This window comes from Williamsia muralis NBRC 105860, from assembly GCF_001598915.1.
GTDB lineage: Bacteria > Actinomycetota > Actinomycetes > Mycobacteriales > Mycobacteriaceae > Williamsia > Williamsia muralis.
Genome location: NZ_BDAP01000002.1, coordinates 910,324 through 931,529, shown reverse-complemented (window position 1 = coordinate 931,529; position 21,206 = coordinate 910,324). Strand labels below are relative to the sequence as shown.

Sequence of the window (21,206 nt, the reverse complement as noted above, 5' to 3'; positions counted from 1 at the left end):
TGTGGTGCGAGTGGGTTTCACGCCGGTCAATCTACTGCGGATCGGCGCTCACCAGGCAGGCGGTACTCCTGTTTGGGCCTGCCGGTGGCGCCGTAGCGCAGGCGCATCGCCAGCTTTCCCGACGCCACCATGTGGGCGAGATGCCGCCGGGCCGTGGGCGGGGAGATGCCGACCGCCGCGGACACCTCGTCGGCGAACATCACCTCGCCCGATTGCGCGAACGCTTCCAGAATCAGTTGCTCTGTGTGCGAGCCACTTTCGGAGCTCTCCCGCATGACGCGGCCGAACCGCAATGCGCTGACCGCGGCGTCGACAGTGCTCTGGTCGATCGCCGGTGCAGCCAGGATGCGCCGGTACTGCGCGTAAGCGGACAGTCGACGCGCGAGTTCGGTGTTCTCGAACGGTTTGATCAGGTACGTCAACGCCCCACCGCGGAACGCGCGCCGGATGGCAGCGCTGTCGGTCTCGGCGCTGACGACAAACGTGTCGCAGCCGATCTGGGCCGCGAGTTCGAGTCCGGAACCATCGGGCAGGTGGACGTCGATGAGGGCGAGGTCGACGTCGGGTTGTTCGGCGAGCACCGAGAGGGCCTGCTCGCGACCGCCTGCTGTGCCTGCCACCGAGAACCCACCGACGGCCTCGACGATGGACGCGTGCAGACCGGCGACCCGGAAGTCGTCGTCCACGATGAGCACCTTGAACTCCCGGGATGTCATCGCACCGGCTCCTCGTCCAGCGGTTCGGCTGGTTCGTGCGGGCTCAGCATCCTGGGCAGCCGCGCGACGAAGACCGCGCCACCGAGGACGTTGTCGGGTTGCCTGGCGTCGCCGCCCGCATCCACGAGCGTCAGGTCCCCGCCGCGGGTTCGCGCCAACTGTCGCGCCAGCGCCAGACCCATCCCCCGCCCGCCGGGCACGGAGTCGTCCTTGTGGGTGGTGACGCCCTCGGTGAAGACCTGCTGCGGATCGGCAAGCCTCACACCGGGCCCAGAGTCCGACACGACCACCAGCAAGGTGTCGTCTGCGACGATCAGTTCCACCTCGACCTGGGCGGGTGCCCCGCCAGAGGCGACCTCTGACGTCCCGCCGGAGGCGGCCTCTGATGCATCGCCGGAGGCGGCCTCTATTGCATTGTCGATGAGGTTGCCCACGATGGTCGTCGCGGCCACCGGGTCCTGCAATGTTCCGGCGACCAACGTCTGTGGACCCAGCGTGAGCAGTACGCCCCGCTCGCGGGCGGAGGCGGCCTTGGCGTCGAGGAATGCCCGCAGGTGGGGCTCGTTGATGTTCTCGCTGCCGGGCAGGTCGATGCCGTACGGACCTGTGCCCATCACCTCGTCCAGATAGTCGAGTGCAGCGCGGGCATCGCCTTGCCGCAGCAAGCCGGCGGTGACGTGCATCCGGTTGGCCGATTCGTGTCGCTGAGCGCGCAGCGCATCCGTCATCGACTTGATCGAATCGAGTTGTCGGGTAAGGGCTTCCACGTCGGTGCGGTCCACCACCGACAACACGATGCCGAGATCTGTACCGTCGCGCCGCACCCGGTGGGAACTGACCAACACCACACGGTCACCCACCGCGGCCGACCGCGGCGTCTGCACGGGCGTGGTCGCGACCTCCAGCACTCGTGCGGTCAGACCGGCCTCGGTGACCGGGGTGCCGATGTCGGCGGTCACACCCAGCAGGGTGCGCGCCTTGTCATTGATCACCCGGACCACACCGGACGGGTCGATGGCAACCACACCTTCACCGATCGAGTGCAGCACCGCCCCTTGCTCACGCACCAGCTCCGCGAGTTGGTCCGGTTCCAGGCCGAGGGTGAGGCGACGCCACCGCCGCGCGAGCAGCGCCGAGCCGACGACACCGGTGAGGAGGGCGGCAAGTGCGATGAGGACAAGGGCGACCACATCACCGCGCAGGTCGTCGCTGATCTTCTCCGTGGAGATCCCGACGCTCACGAGCCCGACCACCTCGGTGGAGTCCGGGGCAAGGACCGGCACCTTGGCGCGCACCGATTCGCCCAGCGTTCCACGGTCGGTGGCCAGATCCTCTCGACCGCCGAGTGCACGGCCCGGATCGGTACTGAGGGGGCGGGTCAGTTCGGTTGTGTCTGGGTGCGCAAGTCTCAGTCCACGATTGTTGGCGATGACCACGAAGAGGGCGCCGGTGCGATCGGCGACGGCGACTGCCTGCGCTTGGAGCGGTCCGCCAGCCAGGGCTTTCTGGTCGAGCGAGTCGCCGCTGCCCGCGGCCACCTCGGCGCGCACCTGATCGTCGGTCGCCACCGATCTGGCGATGGCGAGTGCGCGCTGACCGTACTCCTCACGCAGTTTGTCGTCGCTGCCGGAGATCACGATGCCGAACCCGACCCCGAGACTGACCAGGATCACCACCACCTGCAGGAGCAGGACCTGGTTTCGCAACCGCATGAACACAGCGTAGGCACCCGCCATCCGGCGGGTGCCCACGTTGCGTGCCATCAGTTCGGCGATCGAGTTGTCGCTCAGATGGGAATGGCTCCCACGAGGGTGCCGACCACGAGCATCGCGACCGAGACCGCCGCAGCGCGCCACAGCACCTTCTTGTGGTGATCGGCCAGCGAGACCCCGGCGAGCGACACCAGCAACAAGATCGCGGGGACCAGCGGGCTCTGCATGTGCACGGTCTGGCCCGTGATGGAGGCCCGCGCCATCTCGGCGGGGGTGATCCCGTAGGTGGCAGCGGTCTCCGAGAGCACCGGCAGCACACCGAAGTAGAAGGCGTCGTTGCTCATGAGGAACGTGAACGGCATCGACAGGAGGCCGGTGATGACGGCCAGGTGCGGCCCCATCGAATCAGGGAGCACGGAGGTCAGCCACTGTGCGATCGCCTCCACCATGCCGGTGCCTGCGAAAACTCCGGTGAGGACTGCCGCCGCGAGGACCATGGCCACCACGGAGACGATGCTCGACGAGTGCCTGGTGATCGCCTGCTGCTGGTCCTTGATGTGCGGGAAGTTGATCACCAGCGCGATGCCGGCGGCCACCATGAACAGCACCGGGATGGCCACGACGTCCATTCCGAGCACCGCGAGCAGGACGACGGTCAGCGCCGCGTTGATCCAGAAGAGCTTGGGCCGCAACGTGGCGCGATCAGGGTCGAGCGCGCCTGCGACGATGCCGGCGTCTGCGGCGTCACCCGAATCGGTGTTCCGGGCGTCCTCGCCAGAGCCTGCACCGAATGCGCCTGCGCCCGAACCACTTGTACCCGAACCACCGGCGCCTCGACGCGGTCCGCGACCACGGCCGTTGCCGGTTCCGCCGCCCCTGCCGCCGCCGTTGCCTCCGCCACTGCCGACCAGGACGTCGGCGGACTCACGGGCCAGCACCGATTCCTTGATGGTGATCGAACCGATCCTGCGTCGTTCCATCAGGCCGAGGTGGTAGGAGAACAGGAGCACGATGACAAGACCGACAACCAGCGACGGGATCATCGGGATGAACACCTCGGACGGTGAGATGCCCAGTGCCGCAGCGGCACGCGCGGTCGGCCCACCCCACGGGAGGATGTTCAGGGTGCCGTTGGCCAGACCCGCGGTGACCGTCAAGACCACCGGACTGACACCCAGCTTGAGGTAGAGGGGCAGCAGTGCCGAGGTGACGATGATGAATGTGGTGGAGCCGTCGCCGTCGAGGGAGACCACCATCGCCAGCAACGCCGTTCCGACCACCAGCCGCGCCGGATCGGCCTTCACCGCCCGGACGACTCCGCGCACGATCGGGTCGAACAGACCGACATCGATCATGATGCCGAAGTAGATGATGGCGAAGAAGAGCATCGCCGCTGTCGGGGCCAGGTCCTCGATTCCGTCGGTGATCATGTCGCTGATCCCGAGGCCCGCGCCGGCGAACAGACCGAAGGCGATCGGGACCAGGATGAGGCCCACCACCGGAGTGGTCCTCTTGGTCATGATGAGGAACATGAAGGTGGCCACCATCAGGAGGCCCAAGGCTACTAACATGACAACGCTGCTCTCGGTCGGCGACTGTGGACTGGAGGAGTGATCTCCGCTACATCCGAAGTCTTGAGGTAGCGCACGTCACAGTCACGCTTGAGCGCGTAAGTCGCGTTTTGCGCGTTTTGCTCACCGTTCGCGACACCGCATTAAACGGGTTGAGCTGCAGGTTTTGTCCGTCAACCCGGCAGCAGATAGTGAGCTGTAAGCGTTTTCCACAGCGGAAGATGCGGATCGTTGCGGGGGTCGCGTCTGTCGATGAGGTACGGCATGGCCGCCCCGCGCATGCCGGAGAGCAGGATCGGATACAGCTCGTCGTAGCGGGGCGCCGACGTCAGAACCGGCCCGAGAAATGATGCGACAGCGGCACGGACGGTCGGGCCCAGTTCACGTTCTGCGGGCAGCAGCGCACTGCGCAGGTTGGTGTTGGTTCGCGCGGCGGTCCAGAGTTCGATGGACGCGACGAAGTACGGCTGATGGAATGTCGACCATCCGGTGTCGATGCCGAGGGAGATCCGCTCGATCGGATCCTCGGGCCAGTCGACCTGGCGGGCCAGGTCCTCGATGCGCACCTTCGCGAGGTGATGCACGGCCGCCATCAGCAGATCATCACGAGATGGGAAGTGATGCAACAGCTTTCCGCGCGATACCCCTGCGGCCTCCTGGATGGCGAGGGTGCTCGCCTGTGCGTAACCCCTGTCGATCAGCACCTCGAGCGCCGCGTCGAGTATCTGATTACGACTACGAGTGCCCTTGGACTCGCGTGGTCCGAGATCGACTGCGACAGGATCAGATTCGGGCCCGGTGGTCATCCGGTGATGCTACCGCGGCTCACACGTCCATGATGTGCGGCAGACCCGCCCGGTAGCGGTCGCGGTCGGTCTGTTTGAACGGGTCCAGCAGCGGGAGTTCCCAGAGCGGGTGCACCGCGACGCGAGCGGCGTTGCTGCCTGCTGCGTCGAGGATTGCGTTGGCCACCCGCCGTCCCGACTCGTTGGCACCCTCCATCGTCGCGAGGTCGATGTTCGTGCGCACGTGGTCGCCGCCGATGAAGAAGTTCGAGATCGCGGTGCCGGCGGTGGGCCGGTGCCGGTAGGAATCGGCGGTGTTCACCATCAACGGTGTCGCGTTGGAGATGGCGGGTTCCCAGGTGATACCCGGATCGAGATGCCAGCTCACCAGTTCCTCGTCGCGCAGGATCGGCTTCGAGCCACGGTTGAGAGCGCGGCCCATCTGCGCCCAGACCTCCTTGGCGACCTCGTCTTTGGTGCATTGTTTGGCGGTCTTGCCGTACAGGATTCCTGGAGTGTCCCAGTCGGAGATGTCCACCGACAGGCAGTCGTGTACCCGGCCGTCGCCGTAGACGCGACCGAAGTCGACCTCCCACGGCGCCGCCTGGAACAGGCCGGTCAAGGCCCACGGGGTGCCCAGCGCCGCGATGTGACTCGGCACCACATCGGACCGTCGCGACAGGAAGTACTGGATCCCCACCATCCAGTCGTCGACCAGGTGGTTGATGCCCTCGAGCGCCGGTGCTGCCGCTAGGAGATCCGGCCGGAGGAGTGGCTTGAGCCGGTCCAGCGGCATGGCCGCGACGTACCAGTCGGCGGTCACGGTCGAGGCGGCACCGGCGTCGCCGGCCACCCGGGCGCCGGTGATCCGTCCACCCCGCACGTCGAAGCCGGTTGCGGCCTGGCCCATCACGAACCGCACGCCCCGACCACGCAAGTACGCCACCCACGGGTCTATCCACGCGTGATTGGTGGGAGCGTTGAGGATTCGGTCCACCCCACCCCCGACGATGGTCCCGGCGTACTGCGAGATCAGACCGGTGGCCGAGGTGACCAGCGCGAGTCCGATCTGCCCGATGGTGCGCGCCGACCCCATGTCGGGTTTGGCCGCAACCGTCGCCCGGGTCAGGGCACTCACCAGATACTTCTGGTAGGCAGCGGATTTGCCGTTGGCCTTGACGAACTCCATCCAGGACTGCTTCTCCCACTGACCGATTCGCCGTTCCTCGCAACTGGTCGCGATGACGAGTTCTCGCTGCACGAAGAACGCGAGTTCGTGGGCGGGTACGTCTCCGGCGATCTTCAGCGACGTCATCAAGGTGTTGCGGAGATTGTCCAGATCTGCGATGGCGCCGGCATGCTGCACGAGCCCGTCGATCGACTGTGGTGCGGTGATCGGTGCGTAACCCGGTTCGTCGAGGGCCACCACCGCACCCTCGACATTGATCAGGTGTCGGTCCCTGACGTTTCCCCCACCTGACAACGGGATTCGCGCCATGGTGTCCGGAACGTGTTGATAACAACCGGGAAAGAAGCGGAAACCGTGCTCCCCCGGCAGCGCCATCCGTCCGCCGGCGGCGCTGCCGGGCACGTCCATGCTCCGTGCCTTACCCCCTAGGAAGGCAGGTTCATAGACGGTCACCGAGAAACCACGCTCGATGAGTTCTTGGGCCACGGCCAGTCCCGACATCCCGCCGCCGAAAACCGCGACCTCACGGCCGCCGCCTCCCGTCGGTGGGACCGCACGGGCACCCGGTCCGACCAGCGACGGCACCACAAAGCTGGTGCCGATAGCGCCGGTCGCCGCCGCGGCCCCCTTGAGCAGGGTGCGCCGAGACACCCCTCGGTCGCCCGTTGTCGCACCCACCATGATCGAGACCCCTCCCAACAGTCAGTACTGACTGTTCCCTGAGGGATGTCTATCACAGCGTTCGCCGCCATTGGGACGGTTCGGCAGATCAGTCCCGTCAGACGGAGCCCGGGCGAAGCGACAGGGACTGGGCCCCTGCCATCGGCTAGAGGATGTCGCGCCGCACGATGGTCTGCTCGCGGCCGGGCCCCACGCCGATGCACGAGATGTACGCGCCGGACAGCTCTTCGAGTCGGAGCACGTAGTCCTGGGCGTTCTTCGGCAGATCGTCGAAGGTGCGGCACTGTGAGATGTCCTCCCACCAGCCGGGCATCTCCTCGTAGATCGGCTTGGCGTGGTGGAACCCGGTCTGCGTCATCGGCATCTCGTCCACCCGCTCCCCGTCCACCTCGTAGGCAACGCAGATCGGCACGGTGTCGAGGCTGGAGAGCACATCGAGCTTGGTCAGGAAGTAATCGGTGATGCCGTTGACCCGCGTGGCGTACCGAGCGATCACGGCATCGAACCAGCCGCAGCGTCGCGCGCGGCCGGTGGTGACGCCCACCTCGCCGCCGGTCTTGGCCAGGTAGGCACCCCACTCGTCGAACAGCTCGGTGGGGAACGGCCCCGACCCCACGCGTGTGGTGTAGGCCTTGAGGATTCCGAGGACGGTGGTGATCCGGGTCGGGCCGATGCCCGAGCCCACCGCCGCGCCACCCGACGTCGGGTTGGACGAGGTCACAAAGGGATAGGTGCCGTGGTCGACGTCGAGCAGGGTGCCCTGCGAGCCTTCGAGCAACACTGTCTCGCCGGCCTCGAGCGCTTGGTTGAGCAGCAGCCTGGTGTCGGCGATGCGGTGTTTGAATCCGTCGGCCTGACCCAGCACCTCCTCGACGACGCGCGCCGGTTCGAGAGCACGGCGGTTGTAGATCTTGGTGAGGATCTGGTTCTTGATCTCGAGCGCAGCCTCGACCTTCTGGGTCAGGATGCTCTCGTCGAGCACATCGGCGACCCGCACGCCGACCCGGGCGATCTTGTCCTGGTAGCAGGGCCCGATGCCGCGGCCGGTGGTGCCGATCTTCTTGTTCCCGAGGAATCTCTCGGTGACCTTGTCGATGGCGACGTGGTACGGCATCAGCAGATGCGCGTCAGCCGAGATCATCAGACCCGTGGTGTCGACGTCGCGATCCTCGAGACCGCTTAGCTCGGTGAGCAGCACCCCCGGGTCGACGACCACACCGTTGCCGATGACGTTGTTGACTCCCGGAGTCAAGATGCCTGACGGGATCAGATGCAGAGCGAAGGTCTCCCCGTTGGGCAGAACCACCGTGTGACCGGCATTGTTGCCGCCCTGGTATCGCACCACCCATTGCAGTCGACCACCGAGTAGATCTGTGGCTTTGCCCTTACCTTCATCGCCCCATTGGGCGCCGATCAGCACGATCGCAGGCATTTATGCGCTCCTTCCGGTTCGAGCGTGACGTAGACACACCGAACCGTGGGACAACCCTACTTGTTCGGACCGACGATTACCCGATCCCGGTGGCGGAAGCCCCTCTCTGCGCCGTGCCGACCCCATCCGCGGTGCCCGCCAGTACGATCGCGGACGGGCGTCACGAGGATGATCGCCGCAGGTGAAGAGACGAGTGAGGTGACCGGTGGCGCCACAGGGTCTACACGTGATCGCCGAGCAAGACGCGGCCGACGATCTCATCCCCCCGGGCGTCGCCACGGTCCGGGCGGTGCGCGAACGCGCGTCGGTCATCGGTGCCGTCACCGCCACATTGGCCGACCCGGACATGCGACGAGTTGTCGTGGTCGCCGGGCCCGAGTTGCCCGACGCCTTCTGCGCTGCCGTGGTGGCACGACTCATGCTCGTCGAACGCCTCGACGTCGAGGTGGCCCTCGTCCTGCCCGCCCCCACTCTCGCCACCAAGATCTACGAGCTGCCGTTCGGGGCGCCGGCCGTCGAACTGGCCCAGAGCGGCACCGCCGTCGAACTACCTCTGGTCCGGGACGATGCGGCCATCGTGTTGCTCGGCCGCGCCCACCAGCGCGGCGTCGACGGCGACCTCGGCGGCGAGAGTTACGTCGACAACGACCTGCTCTACCGCGGGCGGACCAAGGGAGTTGTCATCGAACCGCTGATGACGATGCCCGGGGTCAGGGCCAAGGTCGACCGCCGCTGGCGTTCGTCCTGGCTCACCGGCAGGGCCGTCCAGACCGGCGCACCTCAATTGGTCGTCGACCGCGACGGGGTCCCCGGCCCTCGGCCGGTCAAGAGGTCGACCTTCTACCGCCATCACGTCAACTGGAAGTTGGTCCGCCCTTGAGCACCACCACCACCGAGATCATCCGCTCGGTGCGTCCTGGTCCGGTGTTCCTCGCCGTGGTCGCGGCCACCGCGCTGGGCGGTGCACTGCTCTGGACATCGGGCCGGGACAACGACCCCGTGGCGGTGATCGGGGCGCTGCTGCTCGTTGTGGGCGGCTGGGTGATCTCGCTGTCGCTGCACGAGTTCGGGCACGCCGTCACCGCGTTCAAGTTCGGTGACCGCGGCGCCGAGCTCCGCGGCTACCTCACACTCAACCCTCTCAAGTACGCCCATCCCGGCCTGTCGATCGGTCTACCGCTGGTCATCATCCTGTTGGGCGGCATCGGTTTTCCCGGTGGCGCCGTCTACGTGAACAAGTCGGGATTCACGCGGGCCCAGCGCAGCCTGGTCTCCGCTGCGGGCCCGCTGGCCAACATCCTCATCGCCATCGTCCTGCTCGTGGTCATCTCCGGCCGCGACAACGCGGCGCTGATCGGTGAACTGAACTTCTGGTCGTCGCTGGCGATGCTGGCCCTGCTGCAGATCACCGCCGCGGTGCTCAACCTCCTGCCGATCCCCGGACTCGACGGCTACGGGATCATCGAGCCGTACCTGTCCGACAACACGCGGCGATCGGTGGCGCCGGTCGCACCGTTCGGGATCCTGCTGATCTTTGTCATCCTGCTGGTGCCCCAGCTCAACCGCGCGTTCTTCGACCTCGTGTACTGGTTGTTCGAATTGTCCGGGGTCAGCAGCTTTCTGGCGTCGTGGGGCTGGGACTTGTTTGTCTTCTGGAAGTAGGGGGTAGTCGCCCCCCAAGCACGGCGCCGGAACCTGTCGTAGTGTGAAAAATCCGTGTGCTGATGCGAGGAGGACCAGTTGCAGATCCGTCCAGGTGCGGCGTACCCGCTTGGAGCAAATTACAGCGGAGCCGGGACGAATTTCGCGGTGTTCAGTGAAGTTGCCGAACGTGTGCAGCTGTGTCTGATCGGCGACGACGGCGAGGAAACGCAGATCGATCTGCTGGAGCAGGACGGCTTCATCTGGCACGGCTTCTTGCCGGACGTGGAACCCGGGCAGCGTTACGGCTACCGGATCCACGGGCCCAACGACCCCGCGCAGGGTCTGCGATGCAACCCGGCCAAGCTCCTCCTCGACCCTTACGCCAAGGCGATCGACGGCAAATTCGACTGGGCGCAACCAGTTTTCAGCTACATGTTCGACGACCCGTCGACGCCCAACAACGAGGACTCCGGCCCCTACATGCCTGCGTCCGTGGTGATCAACCCATTCTTCGACTGGGGTGTCGACCGTCCGCCTCACCACGCCTACGCCGACACCGTCATCTACGAGGCCCACGTGAAGGGCCTCACCCAGACCCACCCCGCGATCCCGGAGGAGTTGCGCGGTACCTACGCCGCGATCGCGCACCCCGCGATCCTCGATCATCTGACGAACCTGGGTGTGACCACTCTCGAACTGATGCCGGTCCACCACTTCGCGGACGACTCGGTGCTGCAGGACCGCGGTCTCTCGAATTACTGGGGGTACAACACCATCGGGTTCTTCGCCCCCGATTCCAAGTACTCGCGGGGCGACTCGCGGGTTGCGCCCGTCCAAGAGTTCAAGTCGATGGTCAAGGCCGTGCACGAGGCGGGCATCGAGATCATCCTCGACGTGGTCTACAACCACACCGCCGAGGGCAACCACATGGGTCCGACCCTGTCGTTCCGCGGAATCGACAATGCCGCGTATTACCGTCTGGTCGAAGATGATCCGCAGTACTACATGGACTACACGGGCACCGGGAACACCCTGAACGTCCGGCATCCCCATGCCCTGCAGCTCATGATGGATTCGCTCCGCTACTGGGTCACCGAGATGCACGTCGACGGCTTCCGCTTCGACCTCGCGTCCGCTCTGGCCCGCGAATTCTACGACGTCGACCGGCTTTCCAGCTTCTTCGACCTCGTCCAGCAGGACCCGGTGGTCAGTCAGGTCAAGCTGATCGCCGAGCCATGGGACGTGGGACCCGGCGGATACCAGGTGGGCAACTTCCCTCCGCAGTGGACCGAGTGGAACGGCAAATACCGCGACACCGTGCGCGACTTCTGGCGCGGCGAGCCTGGGACGCTGGGTGAATTCGCTGCTCGCATAACAGGTTCGGCGGACCTTTACGAGCACACCGGACGGCGGCCTGCCGCGTCCATCAACTTCATCACCGCGCACGACGGCTTCACCCTGCGAGACCTCGTCTCCTATAACGAGAAGCACAACGAGGCCAACGGTGAGGACAACAACGACGGCGAGAGCCACAACCGCTCGTGGAACTGCGGTGTCGAGGGCGAAACCGACGATCCCGAGATCCTCGCGCTGCGTGCACAGCAGAGCCGCAACATGATCGCCACCCTGCTGCTGTCGCAGGGTGTGCCGATGATCAGTCACGGTGACGAACTGGGACGGACGCAGGGCGGCAACAACAACGCGTACTGCCAGGACAGCGAGCTGGCCTGGGTCGACTGGGAAAACGTCGACGACGACCTCATCGATTTCACCCGTCGTGTCGCCGAGCTGCGGTCGAACCACCCGGTGTTCCGTCGCCGACGCTTCTTCGAGGGCCGGCCGATGCAACGATCGGCCGACAAGCTGCCCGACATCGCCTGGCTACGGCCCGACGGCAGCGAGATGACCGAGGATGACTGGAATGCCGATTTCGGTCGTGCGGTCGGATTGTTCCTCAACGGCAGTGCCATCCCCGAGGTGGACGATTTCGGCGAGCGCATCATCGATGCCTCGTTCATGGTGTTCCTGAGCGCTCACTACGAACCCATCGAGTTCCCGCTCGACACCAAGTACGGCGAGCAGTGGGAGGTGGTGCTCGACACCACCGTCGCTGGCGACGAGGCCGAGAAGCCATTGACGGCGCCGACTACGGTCACCGTCGGTGCGCGGGCGTTCCTGGTGCTGCGCCGCATCGAACCCGAAGACGACTGACTCCGCCGGCCGGGCCCCGCTCGACGGAGTTGGGCGGCTGCTACCAGGTGATCTTCTTGTGGCAGTCGCCTTGGGTTCCGGCCGGATCCACCTGGATGGTGGCGTGGTCGAGGCCATGGCGTTCGAGGACTTCCCTGGCGGCGGCGAGCACCGCGGCGTTGTCGGCTGTGGCGGTCACGTGCACCGTTGCCACGTCCATGCCGGTGGTCAGCGTCCAGACGTGCAGGTCGTGCACCTCGGTCACACCCGCCAGGTCGCTGAGTTCGCGCTGGATCTTGTCCACGTCAACGTGGACCGGGGCCTGCTGCGCCAGGATCCGAAGTGCGTCGAGGGCAAGGCGGATGGCGCGCGGGGCGACCCACAGCGCGATCAGTACTGCCACCACCAGGTCGGCGTACGGCCAACTGGTTGTCATCGTCACCACGCCTGCCACCAGCACGCCGATCGACCCGACGGCGTCGGCGAGCACCTCCATGTACGCGCCGCGCACCGCGATGCTTCCCTTGGCGTCCGCGCGTAGCAGCAGCATCACCACCAGATTGGCCGCGAGGCCGATGAGCGCCACCACCACAAGGGTCCCGCCCGGTACGTGGGGATCGGTACCGATGCGCTCGATGGCCTCGTAGAGGACAAACACGGCCACGCCGATGAGCAGCACGGCGTTGGCCACGGCGGTGAAAACCTCGGCGCGGTGCCAGCCGAAGGTCTTGACCCCGCTCGAACTCCCGTGCCGGGCTAGTAGCAAAGCGCCCAGTCCCATCACCATGGCCACCACATCGGTGAGCATGTGGCCCGCATCGGCGATCAGAGCCAGCGAGTTGACGGCGATGCCGACGGTCAGTTCGACCGCGAAGAACACGGAGATGATGACTGCCCCGGCCACCATCGGCCATAGTCGCCGCTGGGTTCCGTCGTCACCGGCGCCGTGCCCGGCGTGACCGTGGCTGTGCGTGTGGCCCATCGTGTCCCTTCGCGGTCAGTGGACCCCAAATATATGCATGACTACGCATGCGTCGCAACTGTCAGCGCAGCGTGGCGATCGCCGAGACGCGGGAGAGTCCGCACACCATCAGCAGATCAACGATTGTGGAACGGATCTGCGCCAAGATCACCGTCTCCGACAGCGCGCTGCCCTCAACCAGTTCTGGCTTCGAGCGACGGGCGATGCTACGCAAGACCCTGGCCGCAGACGCCGGGTCGGGCTGCTGGCCGGGATCGGCCAGGATCATGTCGTTGACCACCTCGAATGCGTGCGCGAGGCTGACGATGAGTTCGACGATCTCAGGCTTGATCGGCTCGTTCTTGTCCATCGCGCTTGCCGCCCGACGTGCCAGCACCCGAACGTTTCGCACCGCATTGTCGATCGGATCGGCGACGGCGGTGATGCGTTCGAGGCGCGACCGACTGTTCCAGTACAGCGGGGAGATGACACTGATCTCACGCCCACCAGAGATGTCCGACCGCATCGCATCGATCTCCGGCTGGGTTCCGCGCGCTTCCTCGAGCGCTTCGAGCAGCAGGTCGCGGTCCATTCGGCGCAGCCCCTCGGCCACATCTGCGAGCACATCGGACACCGTGGTGAGCACCCCGGCGGCGTCGCGGCGGGCCCGCAGCACCGGATGGGTTGGTACCACCGCAACCACCACGATCGCCACCACACCGCCGATGAAGGCGTCGATGACGCGGTGGAACCCGTCGGCTCCTCCTGGCGGCAGCAGCGTTGCCACCAACACGGCCGAGCTCGCGGCCTGGATGGGCACCAGCGGTCCCCGGTCGAGCACGATGGCCACCACCATCGCAATGGCGACGACCACCATGATCTGCCAGGTGCCCGACCCGATCGCCGCGATGATCAGGTCACCGACCGCCACGCCGACGGTCACGCCGATCGCCACCTCGAGGGCGCGGCGCCACCGCTGCCCGAGAGACAGACCCAGCGAGATGACCGCGGCGATGGGAGCGAAGAACGGCCGCTCGTGGGCGAACACCTCGGTGGCGAGGTACCAGGCGAGGCCGGCCGCCAAGGAACACTGGAGGATCGGCAGGATCGCCACGCGCAGCCGATGCAGAGGGGCGCGGACGCGAGCCGGCAACCGTTCGCGGGCGAACACCGCGCGAACGGTCAGCAGACGGCCGTCCGAGCCGCCGGTGTCAGGCGAGTCCGAGCTCGCCGGCGGCTGCCGGGTCACTTTCGTTCAGCAGATCGAGGCAGCGCCGGTATTCGTCTTCCTCACCGATGGTCTGCGCCGCCCGGGCGAGCACGGCGACGCAACGCAGGAACCCGCGGTTGGGCTCGTGGCTCCACGGCACGGGGCCGAACCCTTTCCAGCCATGCCGCCGCAGCTGGTCGAGCCCGCGGTGGTAGCCGGTACGTGCGTAGGCGTAGGCGGTGATGGTCGCGCCTTCGTTCATGGCGGCTTCGGCCAGGTAGGCCCAGGCGATCGAGGCGGTCGGGTGCTGGGCGGCGACCGCAGCCGGGTCGGAACCGTTCAACAGGTCCGATTCGGCTTCGTCGTCTCCGGTCAAGAGGGTGGGCTGAGGGCCGAGAAGATCTCCGAACGACGTCATCGGACCATTGTCGCAGCTCTCGATCGGGTGCGGGCGACCCCTCCGGCCGCCAGTTCATTCGATAGGGTGGGCGCGACGCTGCGCGGGGGTGACTGTCCGAAGGTCGGCCAGGTTCCCGTGCACTGTGAACAGTGTCGGTCGAGGAACAGGGCTGGGTGGATGTCACATCCTGACGATGAAGGCAATTCTGTTGTACGGAGGGCCTTTTCGGCAGTTCGTAAGCTTCGCGAAGGAAAATCGGGTAGCGGGGCCGAAGCAGCACGACGCCCCGGTACATCCACAACATCTCCTGCGGGGCAGGAAAAACAGGGGGGTCTGTTGCCGCAGGGAAAGTCCGATGGCGAATCGCCACAGGGGGCCGTGAACGATTCGGCCGACAGTCCGGTGACCGACACGGCGAGCGGGACCCCGGAGTCGGCATCGGACACCGGCGTCGCTCCCGCCGACCGCCCGACATCCCCTGTCGAATCCCCTGTCGAGCCGGACGCTGATACCGCGGTGGACAACCGAACCGACGCCGCAGACGAAGACTCCCCTGCCACCCCGGACACCGCCGAGACAGCGAGCCAGGATCCGGTGGTCGACGCCGTGGTCAACGAAGCTCCGGCTGCCGAGGGAGCCGATAGCTCCGACCCGGCCGTCGAAACGGCAGAGGCCGAGGACGACGTTGAAGTCCCGCCCTCCGCAGAGGATGAGGCCACCGCGTCGGACGAGCCCACCGATTCGTCCGGTGACGACGAGCAGCCTGCCGATGCGAAGGACAACAGCGCACCGGTGGCCGATCCGCACACCGATGAGCCGGTTGCCGATGAGCCGGTCGCCGATCAGACAGCCGACAGTCAGGCGGCCGAAACTTCCGTTGAACCGGAGGCGACGCAGGATGCTCCCGAAGAGGCGCCTGCAAAGTCGGTGCCTGATCGCGCCGAAGCCGAAGCGGAGGCCGTGCCGGCAGACGAGCAGACCGTCACAGACGAGAAGTCAGTGGCGGACGAGAAGACACCGCGTCAAGACACTGCTGGGGAACAGCCCGGCGGCGACCCCGCCCCGGCGCCCAGCGAGGCCGTGACCGCCCAATTTGCCGCTGTCCCGGCGGTTTCCACGTCGAAACCCTCGGCGTCACAATCCGACTCGACGCCGAGAGACGAGCCCGTCGGATCACCCGCCGATGAGAACGAGACGGAGGTGCTGGCTGCCGCTGCGGGCCCCGCCGACGTCACCGACCAACCGACGGAGCGGATCAGCACCACGAAGGCGGCGCCGACGACGGCGTCGTCGACCAATTCGAACACCAGGTCACTGTCGAACCCGGGATCGCCGTCGAATACAGGATCGCCGTCCACGCAGGTGCCCGACTGGAAAGCGGAACCGGCTGCGCCGCAGTACATCCCGCCTGCAGGGGGCGCCCAGCAGAATCGAACCGGCGGTGGACCCAAGAAGTCACGTAAAGGTCTGTGGTTCGCTCTCGCCGCACTGGTACTGATCGCAGCTGTGGTCGCGGCGGTCATCGCCGTTGCCGCCTCCGGAGACGAAACCAGCGAGGTCCCCGCCGACATCGCGGCCGCGCGGGCGCTCGAGTACACCACCGCGCTACGCGACGGCGACATCATCACTCTCCGACAGATCACGTGCGGCGAAGCGCAGCAACGCTTTACGAGCATGTCCGACCAGGAGTTCGCCGAGGATCACCGAATCCAGGAGGAGAACAACGAACTGGTCGGCGTCGACGGTGTCAAGGCGTCGAAGATCGTCAACGACGGCAACGGAGCTGTTGTAGAGGTGATCGCCTACAAGACGCTCACCCCTGACGAGAAGCTCGACGTGGCACTCACACTGAGCAAGATCGACGGGGAGTGGAAGGTCTGCAAGGCCTGATCGGACTGTGACAACCGCGCCTTCGCGGTCGTTCGGGCGTTAGGCTTGGTCGGTGCCCTCACCGCAGGACCGACCATCACCACCTCCCCATCACCGTGTAATCGACGCGGCGACCATCCCATTGCGTTCGCAGCGACCCCCGGGTCCCGTTCGACGTAGCGGGTTCGAGGCACCGCCTCGACCGAGCGACACCGCGGCCCGACCACCGCAACCGCCTGGCCGTCCATGGCAGCCGCCGGCGCCATCTGGCGTCCACGCGCCGGCAGACGTTCCTTTCCGGGACCGTCCTCAGATGCCGGTGGAGCAACAACAAGCCGCTCCGAGGCCGGTGATCGTGGCCCCGGCCCGAATGACAACAACGCAGCGACCGCACCGCCGGGTGGATACCTCGGTCTTGTGCGCGGCCGCTGCGTTGATATTGCTCGGACTGGCGATCCTGGTGGGTATCGCGCTCTGACCCACCAGGACCGGTTACCCGGTCTTCGTCTCGGCTGTCAGGCGCTGATGGACTTGCCGACCGACTTGAGGTCGGTGCAGGCCTCCACCACACGCTCGCTCATCGACGTCTCTGCCTTCTTCATGTAGCTGCGCGGGTCGTAGAACTTCTTGTTGCCCACGTCGCCGTCGACCTTGAGGACGCCGTCGTAGTTCGAGAACATGTGGCCGACGATCGGACGGGTGAAGGCGTACTGGGTGTCGGTGTCGACGTTCATCTTGATCACGCCGTAGCTCAGGGCTTCCTCGATCTCGCTCTTGAGCGAGCCCGAGCCGCCGTGGAACACGAAGTCGAACGGCTTGGATCCGTCGGCCAGACCCAACTTCTTGACGGCCACGTCCTGGCCGGTCTTGAGCACCTCGGGGCGCAGCTTGACGTTGCCCGGCTTGTAGACGCCGTGCACGTTTCCGAAGGTCGCGGCCAGCAGGTAGCGACTTCCGGAGTCGCCCGCACCGAGCGCCTCGATGGTGGCCTCGAAGTCTTCGGCGGTGGTGAAGAGCTTGTCGTTGATCTCGTTCTCCACGCCGTCTTCCTCGCCGCCGACAACACCGATCTCGACCTCGAGGATGATCTTCGCGGACGCGGCCTTGGCCAGCAGATCCTTGGCGATCTCCAGGTTCTCGTCCAGCGGTACGGCGCTGCCGTCCCACATGTGCGACTGGAACAGCGGGTTCTGGCCTGCGTCCACACGCTCCTGGGAGATGGCGAGCAGCGGACGCACGTAGGTGTCCAGCTTGTCCTTGGGGCAGTGGTCGGTGTGCAGGGCCACCGTGATGCCGTACTTGGCGGCCACCACGTGCGCGAACTCGGCCAGCGCCACCGCACCGGTGACCATGTCCTTCACACCGAGACCCGAACCGAACTCGGCGCCACCGGTGGAGAACTGGATGATGCCGTCGCTGCCCGCCTCCGCGAATCCTTTGAGGGCTGCGTTGATGGTCTCCGACGAGGTGCAGTTGATCGCGGGGAAGGCGAAACCGCCCTCTTTCGCCGCGTTGAGCATCTGTGCGTATTGTTCGGGCGTTGCGATGGGCATGTGGCCTCCAGCCGAGGTTCGGTGATCTTCGCTGACCAGTATTGCAAGGACCGTCTGCGCCGGTGAGCACCCTCCCGCCGTACGGCACAGCGCCGCCTGGCGGGACCGGCCGGCAACAACCGGTACCCTTGGGTCCCGTGATGGAGACTGTCCTTGCCCAAACGACCGACGTGGCGTTGATGCCTGGGTTCTTGGACCCGATCAATCTCCTCAATTCCTTCGGGACCTGGATGCTCGGTGGGCTGCTGCTCATCGTGTTCATCGAGTCGGGTCTGCTGTTCCCGCTGCTGCCCGGCGACTCCCTGTTGTTCACGGCCGGATTGATCGTGGCCGCCAAGTCGAGCGAGATCGAGCCGTTCGCGCCGCTCTGGGTGTTGCTGCTCACCATCCCGATTGCCGCCTTCCTCGGCGATCAGGTCGGCTATCTCCTCGGCAACCGGTTCGGATACTCGCTGTTCAAGCCCGATGCGCGGGTCTTGAAGAAGAAGTACATCGATGAGGCGCACGAGTTCTTCGAGAAGCACGGCCCCATCACCATCTTCTTGGCGCGGTTTGTGCCCATCGTCCGTACCTATGCGCCGCTCGTCGCCGGTGCAGCCAGGATGAAGTACTCGACGTTCCTCGCCTACAACATCGTCGGAGCCATCGCCTGGGGTGCGGGCGTCACCCTGCTCGGCTACTTCCTCGGCCAGATCGAGTTCATCCAGAAGAACATCGACATCATCTTCCTGATCATCGTGTTCGTCTCGGTCCTCCCGATCATCACCGAGCTGTACAAGCGCTGGCGCGGCCGCGATTCCCAGAACTCAGACGATGCTGTGGCAGATCCCACCAGCGCACCTTCCGATACCCCGAGCTGACCCCGCCCCGCCGCTCGAACCGCAGGCTCGAACCGTGCCGGCTTTCCGTCTTCGTACCGGCACTGCAACACCGGCATCAGGACGAAAGACCTGTACCGATTTGTGCACACTGCGGATGCAATCCACAGTTTGATTCCCATCCGGCGTCTGCCCGCGGTAGTACTGCCCTCGCGCCGCCAAGCTCGGCTACGTGGATCCCTTTGAAGACCTCGAACTCGTCTACCGCTCCCAACTGGTCGAGTCGACCATGGGCGACGACGCGTACATCCGGCGCGCCGTCGTCGGCGGCGAACTGCAAAGAGTCGTTCGCGGCGTTCTCATGCCACCCGACCCGACTCTCACGCCTGAGCAGCAGTATCTCCGGCGCATTGTCGGCACCTGCCGACGCACAAGGGGACCTCGCGTCCTGAGCCATCAATCCGCAGCGTTGCTGCATGGGTTGAGCATGGCGGGACGGGCGTACCAGCACGTTCACTACATCGTTGAGCGTGGCGCAGAGATCACCACAGGTGTCTACAAACATCACGGCGTGTTGACGGATGACGACGTGGTGGTGATCGGCCCGATCCGCGTCACCTCACTCGCTCGTACGGCAGCGGATGTTGCATGTGCGGGCGACTTCAGCTCAGCTCTCGTCGTCCTGGACAGCGCGCTGCGCAAGGGCGTCTCGTTCGAGCTTCTCGTCGAGATCGCCGACCGACTCGGTGGCACACCCGGAATCTCAACACTGCGGGCCGCACTCCGATATGCCGACGGCAAGTCCGAGAGCGCCGGTGAATCCGAGAGCCGAGCGGGCATGATCGAGATGGGGGACATTCCATTGCCTCGTCTGCAACATGAGTTCCGACTGCCGTGCGGGACATTTCTCGCACGATCAGACTTCGATTGGAAGGGCAAGGTCATCGGCGAGTTCGACGGCCGATCCAAGTACACATCTGACGGCCGCGTCGCCGACGAGTCCTGGCACGCCGAGCGTGAGCGACACAACCGGCTCGAACGTCACGGGTTCAAAGTGGTCCGGTGGGACTACAAGATCGTCAGAGACCGCAAGGCGTTTCGCAACATCTTGCGTCAAGCGCTTCGCGTTGGCGGCGTCATCTGATCAGGCCGCGTCCGCACGCAGGGTTTTCGGCAAAACGCAGGCACTGCAACACCGGCAAACGAACACAAAGCCTGCAGATTGGAAGAGGTCGACTACCAGGCCTGATCCAGGTCCGCATGTTGCCTGATCCAGGCATGCATGGCGATACCGGCAGCGACACCGGCGTTGATCGAACGAGTGGAACCGAATTGGGCGATGGAGACGGTGAGGTGGGCGTGGGCCTGGGCGTCGGCGCTCACCCCGGGTCCCTCTTGACCGAACAGCAGCACACATTCTCGTGGGAGGTCCGCGGTCTCGAGTGGCACCGACCCCGGGGTGTTGTCCACGGCCACCACGGCAAGCGACCGCGAGCGAGCCCATTCCATCAGGGCACTGACCGAATCATGATGCAGCACATGCTGATAGCGGTCGGTAACCATGGCGCCGCGCCGGTTCCAGCGTTTGCGTCCGACGATGTGGACCGCGGCCGCTGTGAATGCGTTGGCAGTCCGCACCACGGTGCCGATGTTGCCGTCGTGCCCGAAGTTCTCGATGGCCACGTGGAAGGGGTGGCGGCGCGTATCGAGGTCGGCGATGATGGCCTCGCGCGTCCAATACCGGTACGCATCAACAACATTGCGCCGGTCACCCTCAGCGAGAAGCGTCGGGTCGTACCGTGGATCGGTCGGCGGCTCGGTGCCGTATTCCTCGGACCAGGGGCCCTTGCCGACCACCGGCTCGCCCCACTCGGTGGGCCCAGGCTCGGCGGTGGACTCGTCCTGGCTCACTCAGGCCAGGCCGATGTCGCTCAACCCGAGCAGCGACCGGTATTCCACACCTTCGGCCGCGATGATCGCGTCGGCTCCGGTGGCGCGGTCCACCACTGTCGCCACCCCGACAACTGTGGCGCCGGCGTCACGGAGGGCACGCACCGCGGTGAGCGGTGAATTGCCGGTGGTGGTGGTGTCCTCGACCACGAGGACGCGCTTGCCCACGATGTCGGGCCCTTCGATCTGCCGTTGCATCCCATGGGCTTTCGCGGCTTTGCGCACCACAAACGAGTTGATCGGCCGTCCGGGCGCGTGCATGATCGCGGTGGCGACCGGGTCGGCGCCGAGGGTGAGTCCGCCGGCCGCTTCGAAGTCCCAGTCGGCGGTCAATTCCCGCAACAGCATCCCGATCAGCGCAGAAGCCTCGTGGTGCAAGGTCGCTCGCCGGAGGTCGACGTAGTAGTCGGCCTCGGCGCCCGACGACAACGTGACCTTGCCGTGGACCACGGCGATTTCCTTGACGAGTTCGGCCAACCGCTCACGCGCCACCGGCGTCGCGTCGGCGCCATCACGATCGGTCAC

The 21,206-nt window shown here is 65.9% G+C and carries 19 protein-coding genes; 7 read left to right on the top strand and 12 right to left on the bottom strand.

The window, feature by feature from the left end:
• Window positions 1-26: 26 nt before the first annotated feature.
• The 6 genes from WIMU1_RS11025 to WIMU1_RS11000 form a co-directional block, all read right to left on the bottom strand.
• On the bottom strand, window positions 27-716 hold the full coding sequence (locus WIMU1_RS11025; protein ID WP_062797102.1) for a response regulator: 690 nt from the start codon (window positions 714-716) through the stop codon (window positions 27-29).
• The gene (locus WIMU1_RS11020; protein ID WP_062797615.1) at window positions 713-2,428 is read right to left on the bottom strand and encodes a sensor histidine kinase; all 1,716 of its coding nucleotides are present in this window, start codon (window positions 2,426-2,428) and stop codon (window positions 713-715) included. Before WIMU1_RS11020 ends, WIMU1_RS11025 begins: the two co-directional genes overlap by 4 nt.
• Window positions 2,429-2,502: 74 nt before the next feature.
• The gene (locus WIMU1_RS11015) at window positions 2,503-3,999 is read right to left on the bottom strand and encodes a CitMHS family transporter (protein WP_062797100.1); all 1,497 of its coding nucleotides are present in this window, start codon (window positions 3,997-3,999) and stop codon (window positions 2,503-2,505) included.
• Between the two features lie 173 nt (window positions 4,000-4,172).
• A complete protein-coding gene (locus WIMU1_RS11010; protein ID WP_062797098.1) occupies window positions 4,173-4,805 on the bottom strand; it encodes a TetR/AcrR family transcriptional regulator in 633 nt (210 codons plus the stop codon).
• Between the two features lie 19 nt (window positions 4,806-4,824).
• Window positions 4,825-6,654, bottom strand: a complete 1,830-nt coding sequence (locus tag WIMU1_RS11005) for a hydroxysqualene dehydroxylase (RefSeq protein ID WP_062797613.1) — start codon at window positions 6,652-6,654, stop codon at window positions 4,825-4,827.
• Window positions 6,655-6,799: 145 nt separating this feature from the next.
• The gene (locus tag WIMU1_RS11000) at window positions 6,800-8,086 is read right to left on the bottom strand and encodes an adenylosuccinate synthase (protein WP_062797096.1); all 1,287 of its coding nucleotides are present in this window, start codon (window positions 8,084-8,086) and stop codon (window positions 6,800-6,802) included.
• A gap of 226 nt (window positions 8,087-8,312) precedes the next feature.
• On the opposite strand from WIMU1_RS11000, the gene WIMU1_RS10990 reads away from it, so the two are divergent.
• From WIMU1_RS10990 to glgX, 3 genes are all read left to right on the top strand, one after another.
• Window positions 8,313-8,966, top strand: a complete 654-nt coding sequence (locus WIMU1_RS10990; protein WP_245968912.1) for a hypothetical protein — start codon at window positions 8,313-8,315, stop codon at window positions 8,964-8,966.
• Window positions 8,963-9,748: a site-2 protease family protein gene (locus WIMU1_RS10985; protein WP_023955547.1), complete on the top strand. Its 786-nt coding sequence runs from the start codon at window positions 8,963-8,965 to the stop codon at window positions 9,746-9,748. The genes WIMU1_RS10990 and WIMU1_RS10985 overlap by 4 nt, the downstream gene beginning before the upstream one ends.
• A gap of 78 nt (window positions 9,749-9,826) precedes the next feature.
• Window positions 9,827-11,941 (top strand): glycogen debranching protein GlgX, encoded by a 2,115-nt coding sequence (gene glgX / locus WIMU1_RS10980; RefSeq protein ID WP_062797092.1) that lies wholly within the window; start codon window positions 9,827-9,829, stop codon window positions 11,939-11,941.
• Between the two features lie 40 nt (window positions 11,942-11,981).
• On the opposite strand, the gene WIMU1_RS10975 is transcribed toward glgX, so the two are convergent.
• The 3 genes from WIMU1_RS10975 to WIMU1_RS10965 form a co-directional block, all read right to left on the bottom strand.
• Entirely contained in the window at window positions 11,982-12,902 is a 921-nt protein-coding gene (locus WIMU1_RS10975; RefSeq protein WP_062797091.1) for a cation diffusion facilitator family transporter, read from the bottom strand.
• Between the two features lie 61 nt (window positions 12,903-12,963).
• Window positions 12,964-14,067, bottom strand: a complete 1,104-nt coding sequence (locus WIMU1_RS10970; RefSeq protein WP_030172416.1) for an FUSC family protein — start codon at window positions 14,065-14,067, stop codon at window positions 12,964-12,966.
• Between the two features lie 25 nt (window positions 14,068-14,092).
• A complete protein-coding gene (locus tag WIMU1_RS10965) occupies window positions 14,093-14,509 on the bottom strand; it encodes a DUF3151 domain-containing protein (protein WP_023955555.1) in 417 nt (138 codons plus the stop codon).
• 360 nt (window positions 14,510-14,869) lie between these two features.
• Between WIMU1_RS10965 and WIMU1_RS10960 the strand changes: the two genes are divergently transcribed.
• Both WIMU1_RS10960 and WIMU1_RS26170 read left to right on the top strand, forming a co-directional pair.
• Window positions 14,870-16,381 (top strand): Rv0361 family membrane protein, encoded by a 1,512-nt coding sequence (locus tag WIMU1_RS10960; protein WP_062797089.1) that lies wholly within the window; start codon window positions 14,870-14,872, stop codon window positions 16,379-16,381.
• A 292-nt stretch (window positions 16,382-16,673) separates the two neighbouring features.
• On the top strand, window positions 16,674-16,838 hold the full coding sequence (locus tag WIMU1_RS26170; protein ID WP_156045640.1) for a hypothetical protein: 165 nt from the start codon (window positions 16,674-16,676) through the stop codon (window positions 16,836-16,838).
• A gap of 37 nt (window positions 16,839-16,875) precedes the next feature.
• Here the strand turns inward: WIMU1_RS26170 and fbaA are convergent, their stop codons facing one another.
• On the bottom strand, window positions 16,876-17,913 hold the full coding sequence (gene fbaA, locus WIMU1_RS10955) for a class II fructose-bisphosphate aldolase (RefSeq protein WP_030172409.1): 1,038 nt from the start codon (window positions 17,911-17,913) through the stop codon (window positions 16,876-16,878).
• Between the two features lie 140 nt (window positions 17,914-18,053).
• Here fbaA and WIMU1_RS10950 point away from each other — a divergent pair, with 140 nt between their 5' ends.
• Window positions 18,054-18,773 carry a VTT domain-containing protein gene (locus WIMU1_RS10950; RefSeq protein ID WP_084248158.1) on the top strand — a complete coding sequence of 240 codons (720 nt, stop codon included), beginning with the start codon at window positions 18,054-18,056 and terminating at the stop codon, window positions 18,771-18,773.
• Window positions 18,774-18,963: 190 nt separating this feature from the next.
• The gene (locus tag WIMU1_RS10945; RefSeq protein WP_062797087.1) at window positions 18,964-19,875 is read left to right on the top strand and encodes a hypothetical protein; all 912 of its coding nucleotides are present in this window, start codon (window positions 18,964-18,966) and stop codon (window positions 19,873-19,875) included.
• A 92-nt stretch (window positions 19,876-19,967) separates the two neighbouring features.
• Here WIMU1_RS10945 and WIMU1_RS10940 read toward each other — a convergent pair whose 3' ends face one another.
• On the bottom strand, window positions 19,968-20,642 hold the full coding sequence (locus WIMU1_RS10940) for a TrmH family RNA methyltransferase (protein WP_062797085.1): 675 nt from the start codon (window positions 20,640-20,642) through the stop codon (window positions 19,968-19,970).
• Complete coding sequence (gene pyrE, locus WIMU1_RS10935; protein ID WP_223249282.1) at window positions 20,643-21,206, bottom strand: orotate phosphoribosyltransferase; 564 nt, start codon at window positions 21,204-21,206, stop codon at window positions 20,643-20,645.